The 4,606-nt window shown below is 42.5% G+C and carries 4 protein-coding genes; all 4 read right to left on the minus strand.

Annotation, left to right across the window (positions count from 1 at the left end; all coding sequences use genetic code 11):
- Positions 1-283 (minus strand): PL29 family lyase N-terminal domain-containing protein (locus tag B3Z75_RS14295; RefSeq protein WP_414702901.1); only part of this gene is annotated, 283 nt, incomplete at its 3' end.
- 408 nt (positions 284-691) lie between these two features.
- Complete coding sequence (locus B3Z75_RS12630) at positions 692-1,324, minus strand: hypothetical protein (RefSeq protein ID WP_294072308.1); 633 nt, start codon at positions 1,322-1,324, stop codon at positions 692-694.
- 66 nt (positions 1,325-1,390) lie between these two features.
- Positions 1,391-1,768 carry an HU family DNA-binding protein gene (locus tag B3Z75_RS12635; protein ID WP_294072311.1) on the minus strand — a complete coding sequence of 126 codons (378 nt, stop codon included), beginning with the start codon at positions 1,766-1,768 and terminating at the stop codon, positions 1,391-1,393.
- Between the two features lie 655 nt (positions 1,769-2,423).
- The gene (locus B3Z75_RS12640) at positions 2,424-4,106 is read right to left on the minus strand and encodes a hybrid sensor histidine kinase/response regulator transcription factor (protein WP_294072313.1); all 1,683 of its coding nucleotides are present in this window, start codon (positions 4,104-4,106) and stop codon (positions 2,424-2,426) included.
- Positions 4,107-4,606: the final 500 nt, after the last annotated feature.

A 4,606-nucleotide genomic window follows, 5' to 3' on the forward strand; every position in this document is an offset into this window, starting at 1 on the left:
CCTTGTCGCCCTTGTCGCCCTTGTCACCCTTGGCACCTGCGGCGCCATTGGTAATGGTGTACTCCTGGTTGTTGCTAAGGGTAATTTTGATACCATTAGTTACCGGTGTAACACTTTTAATTACAGAGCCGCTTTTCACGGCTGCATCAATGGCATCAACTGTAGCTTTCAGCGATGTAATCTGTCCCTGAAGGTTGCTAATGTCATCGTCGTAATCTNNATAGCAGCTTTGTTGGCGGCTATCTGTAGTTCTGCGGCATCCAGGTCTGTTTTCAAAGTGGATACATCCCCCTGGAGTACTGTGATCAAAGCTGCCTGTGCAACGATCTTGTCGTTCAGCTCTTTCAATGTGCCGGTGTAACCACCTTTCAACGTATTGAGCAAGGCCGTTGCATCGGCTTTTGCTGCATCAATTGCTTGAGTTTTGGCAGCAGCTACAGCAGCAGCTACTTCGCTATCGGTAGCGGCAGCAGCAATTTGCGTCTTCAGCGTATTCAGCTCCGTTACGGCAGCTTGCAATGAACTTTCGGCAGCAGCAAGATCGGTATCCAACCTGCTAATGTCATCGTCGTAATCTTTACATGAAGTAAATGTCACAAAAGCGCCAATTACTGCAAAGATAAATAGCTTTAAAAATAACTTTTTTTTCATACATCAAAAAATTTAAAAAATGATTAATTAAAATATATCACTAAGGTTTTCTATTTATTAGAAATTGTTTTTTTCTTTTTTTCTGAAAAAACAAATCAGCGAGAGAAGGTTGTTTCTCCGACTGCTTGTTGTTGTATTTATAAATTTGGGTATCCTCCCGGCAAGCTTTGTCTTCTTCCTCAGCCACCAGTTTTTTTTGGTAATCGGGGACATGGTCAATTTCCACCGATCCAAATTCAATCATGTCGTCTGTATTGGCGAACTTCATGCATATCTTTAGCATAATGCTTTTGTTTACAACTACATGGCAGGAAGAGCGAGCCACGCTGATGGAGGAACTGTCCGTTTCAATTTTATCGTCGTGTACCACCTCGGCAGTGACTGGCTCCCTTTGTGACACAAGTCGGATATGGGATATATAGTTTTGGATGCCTGACCGGTGAAAAGCCACTTTTATTTCCGTAATCAGACTTCCCTTTGGCACCGGCAGCATCATGTATACCCATTTGGCATCTCCCGGTTCGGTAACAGTAACCTGAACACCCGGGTGAAACACAAAAGGATATCCAATCCTGATGGTGGGATCACCGGTCACAAAGCCCAGCGAATGAAGCATAAGCGTTTGAACACCTTGTGATGACTTTTTAGGGAAGTGATTGCGGAAGTGGGCCATTTTTGTTTTTTCTTAATTCAATTCTCCGGATTCCCGGAATATAAGGTCTGGTTGTCTGGTGCAACCTCAGTCGGTTTGTTCAAATGATATTTCCTGTAATATCTTCTTAAACTCCGGCGACGGCGTAAAAACAACACGCATATTCTTGATGTTGTCGCCTGAGAACTCACCGGGGTTGCTTGCTCCCTCGCTGGAAAGTGAGAGCCGCAGTGTTCCGAGGTTATTTAGGTTCACGCTGTAGCCTTCAATTAAATACCGGGGAATTTCATCCACCATATTTTCAATTACATTCATTACGGCACCCCGTGTAAGGGATGACTTACCGGCAATGCCCTTGCTTAGCTGGTAATTATTGATGGTCCCTGCTTTCACTGGGCTGGCATACCACTTGCGTTTTGATTCTGGCTCCAGTGGATTCGCTTTTTGAACAAGTCGATACTTCATATATTTTTATTTAATTGTTTGTTTCAGATTTATTGGGTAGCCCGGATTTCTTTTTTTTTGTTAATCGTGCTAAAAGATTGAATGATACTGTCTTTTGGTGATTGCTGCATTTTTATAAAGCCTGGAGCATTTCTTTTATACGTTTATCGTTAAAGCTCTGACCGTTTGCCGTTTTTCACGTTAACTCATTATTATCATGTTCCGTACGTTTAGAAAATTTGAGGTGTCCTTTCGTCCACTCTTTTATTTCGAACGCAAACATACGCTTTTGTCATATCTGCGGTTAGGATTTATTTTGTTAAATATAGCATAAAATGCGCTTTAACATTTGTAGAGGCTAGCATTTATTGCTCGGAATTGATTGTAAGTGTCTGATAAAGAGTGGTAAAAGTGTGCTAAATGTCTTCTTTGTATAACACGGTAAACTTTGTTTTATGAATCCATAATACTTTTTCGAAATTTACTTTTATTATTGTAAAAACTTCTATATGAGAGTGGTATAGGGATAGATGCTCGTCTTCATATGGAATCGAGTTTTTCGTCCGCGAGATTGAAAAGGAGTTGAGGATTTAAGGTAATTGATGAAAATATGTTTAGCAGAGCCCCTGAAATATCAATAAGTGTTACTTTGCACTGTTGGCAACACCTTTTCGTTTTAATGAGGCGGTAGTCGCTTATACTGTGTGGGAGTGACACCTGTTTGCTTTTTAAAGACACGCGAGAAGTAGTTCACATCATACACACCACATTCTGCGGCCACCTCGCCGATGGTCTTGTGCTGGGATGCCAGAATCTTTTTAGCATAACTCAATTTTACCTGTAAAATATAGGTTGATGCCGGAAATCCCGTGGTGGCGTTCAGCTTTTTATTTAGCTGGGAAACGCTGATCGCCAATTCCTGTGCCAGCTTTTTGGTGGTGAAGTCGGGATTTTTCATCTCACGATAGATAATGTCGGTGACGTGACGCAGAAATCCCACGTTTACGTTGTCGTTGAGTTCGTTCTCGTCTTTGATGACGGCCCTGTGGTATTTATCCTTCAACAGGTTGCGTGATTTGAGTATGTTCTCAACCCGCACAAGCAGTTCCTCCGGCTGGAATGGTTTGCGTATATAAGCATCTGCACCGCATCTCAATCCTTCAATATAATCCTGTTCCTCATTTTTGGCCGAAATAATGATGATGGGAATATGGCTGAGCAGAGGCGAATTTTTCATCTCTTTGCACAATTCCAGCCCGTTCATTCTGGGCATGATCACATCGGTTATGACGATATCTGGCAAATGCTCATTGGCCATCCTCAGCGCCTCTTCTCCGTTGTAACAATAGATAATGTTGAAAGCCTCCTCTTTGAAAATAGATCGGGTGTATATTGCGATGTCTTTGTTGTCTTCCGCCAATAATAAGGTGGTACGCGGATCATTGTCGTTCGGTTTATAAGATAATAGTTCTTCGTATGTCGGTGCTTTCGGGTAATCTGTCGTGGGTACATGATTCTTCTTCTCCGGAATCCAGTAGGCGTACAATTTCTTTTCACTTCGACGGACAGGCAACTCTACGGTAAACTCTGAGCCTTTTCCTTCCTCACTTTCGACGCGTATGGCGCCATTTAGATTTTCGACCAGTTGCTTGGTCAGAGCAAGTCCTATCCCGCTACTGGCTTGAGCATCGCTATGAGGACTCTTGAAAAACAGATCGTAAATATGCGGCAGGTCCTCCTTTTTGATTCCCTGACCATGGTCGATAACTTTCAAAATGATTTTCTTCGGATCTTTCTTGTTCCTTGTAATCACAAGGTTTATTTTGGAGCCCGGCTCGCTGTACTTGATCGCGTTGGAGAGCAGATTTCGCAGGATCTTGTTCAGATAGCCCGGTACAAAATCGGTTTCGATCTCGGTTTCGTCGCTGAAAAACTGCAATTCCATCTCCTGATGTTTCGCATAGATGCTGTAGGTTTCGTGAACCATTTCCACAAAGGCAACAATGTTTCCGGTTTTCCACTCCACGGAATCTCCCGTCGTACGCAAGTTGGCTATATCGAGCAGCTGGTTCACCAGGTCCGATAGATTCCGCCCCTGGCGTTCTATTGCGCTGAGGTAGACGAGTGAGTTGTTGCCGGAAAGTTCTTTCTGTTCGCGGAGTTGTTTGCTTAACCCCAGGATGATGGTGACCGGGGTGCGGAATTCGTGGGTAATCTTGGAAAAAAAATCACTGCGTATCTGTTCTTCGTTTTGCAAAATCCGGTTCCTTTTTGTTCGCTCACGAAGCGCAAATATCAACAGCATCATGGTGACGATCAGGAAAAACATCAGCTCAACGTAGGCACCTCTGATGCCCATATTATCCCCGACAACAGAGAGGATTAATAAATTTTCCCCGTTAGGGAGATGTTCAGCGCAGTCGCCATTTATCCAAGACCGGATGAGGGCAATATTTTCACGGAAGCCAGAAAGCTGATTCAAAAAAAGGTTCATACGTGCAATTACTATGTGTGGTTATTTTTCCGATAAAATGTGTGTACGTACACAGTAGGGAGGTATGTATATTTCCTCCCTGCGCTACTTCAACCAAATCTGTTGCAATTTAGTTTTATTTTACATTTCCCACAAGTTTTTTTCTTTCTGTACAACCCTAAATTTTTCTCCAAAAGGACAGAAACAGCAAAATTAAATATAATTAACAAAAATATTGCACGAAATGTGCTGTTGACAACAGTCCGATAGCACAATCAGGCGTGCATTATATACCAAAAACAGACACGCAGAATTATCCTTTCCGGCCAAAACTAAACTAATATATCGAACATTACTCTGCGGAATGAAAATATAAAAACAGGATG

This window comes from Proteiniphilum sp. UBA1028, assembly GCF_002316955.1.
In the GTDB taxonomy this organism is placed as follows: Bacteria; Bacteroidota; Bacteroidia; order Bacteroidales; family Dysgonomonadaceae; genus Proteiniphilum.